The organism is Mesorhizobium sp. WSM4837 (genome assembly GCF_055811435.1).
The window spans coordinates 1-1,706 of record NZ_JBVVQE010000183.1 but is presented as its reverse complement, the minus strand read 5'-3'; the positions used below and the strand labels follow the sequence as shown (position 1 = coordinate 1,706).

The window sequence follows — 1,706 nt, the reverse complement described above, 5'->3', positions numbered from 1 at the left end:
CGGGCGGGGGGTGAGGCACACCCCCATCTTGTGGGGGGGGGGTGGGGGTTGGTGGGCTAGGTCGCGCGCTAGGTGCCTTTAAACCGTTCGCGGCGACCCTGACCATCCGGCGAATTTCGGCCGGCTCTGTTCCAAGGGCTCAGCGCTGGCCGAGACGATCGACCTAGACGGACGGCTGCTCTATCCGGAGATCCACGGTCGCCGCACGGACTGGGACGAAGCGCTCGACCTCGTCGCCTCGACCTTCTCGCGGACCATCGCCGAGCACGGTCGCGACGCGGTCGCCTTCTACGTCTCCGGTCAGTTGCTGACCGAGGATTATTATGTCGCCAACAAGCTGATGAAAGGCTTCATCGGCTCGGCCAATATCGACACCAATTCGCGCCTGTGCATGGCCTCGTCGGTTGCCGGCCACCGCCGCGCCTTCGGCTCTGACACGGTGCCGGGCAGCTACGAGGATCTGGAACTCGCCGATCTGATCGTGCTGGTCGGCTCCAATCTCGCCTGGTGCCATCCGGTGCTCTACCAGCGCATTGCCGCTGCCCGGGAAAAACGGCCCGACATGAAGGTGGTACTGGTCGACCCGCGCCGCACGATGACATCAGACATTGCCGACATGCATCTGGCGATCGCGCCCGATGGCGACGTCGCGCTGTTCACAGGGCTGCTCGCCTATCTCGGCCAGCACAACGCGCTGGACCGCACCTATACCACGGCGCACACAACCGGCTTCGGGCAAGCCCTTTTTGCCGCTTCCGCGCTCGACCTTGCCGGCATCGCCGCTGCCACGGACCTCGGCGAGGACGAGCTTGTCCGCTTCTACAGCCTGTTCGCCGCGACGACGAATACCGTGACCGTCTACAGCCAGGGCGTTAACCAGTCGTCCTCGGGCACCGACAAGGTCAACGCCATCATCAACTGTCATCTCGCTACCGGCCGCATCGGCAAGCCCGGCGCCGGACCGTTTTCGGTGACCGGCCAGCCCAACGCCATGGGCGGTCGGGAGGTCGGCGGCCTGGCCAACATGCTGGCCGCCCATATGGAGATCGAAAACCCCGAGCACCGCGACCGCGTGCAGCGGTTCTGGAGTGCGCCGGCCGTCGCCGAAAAGCCCGGTCTGAAGGCGGTCGAGATGTTTCAGGCGGTAGCCGATGGGCGCATCAAGGCGCTGTGGATCATGGCTACCAACCCGGTCGACTCGATGCCGGACGCCGATGCCGTCGAGGCGGCAATCAAGGCCTGCCCGTTTGTCGTGGTGTCGGACGTGTTGGCCAAGACCGACACGGTCCGCCACGCCCACGTCCGGCTGCCCGCCGCCGCATGGGGCGAGAAGGACGGCTCGGTCACCAATTCGGAGCGCCGCATCTCGCGCCAGCGCGCCTTTTTGGCCACGCCCGGAGAGGCAAGGGCCGACTGGTGGATCGTCGCCGAAGTCGCCAAGCGGATGGGTTTTGACGAAGCGTTTTCGCATCCGTCGCCAGCCGATATCTTCGCCGAGCACGCCGCGCTGTCGGCGTTCGAGAATGACGGCGCCCGCGATTTCGACATCGGTGCGTATGCCGGGGTCGATGCAGAGACCTATGAGGAGTTGGCGCCATTCCAATGGCCGGCGCCGAGCCAAGGCACCCCCCGGGGGGGGGGGGGGGGGGGGGGGGGGGGGGGGGGGGGGGGGGGGGGGGGGGGGGGGGGGGGGGGGGGGGGGGGGG

General features: G+C 67.5%; 1 pseudogene. It reads left to right on the top strand.

Going from position 1 to position 1,706, the window contains the following annotated elements:
* Window positions 1-41 precede the first annotated feature (41 nt).
* Window positions 42-1,706 (top strand): annotated as a pseudogene (locus AC0L3D_RS36545) (molybdopterin-dependent oxidoreductase); the annotation flags it as partial.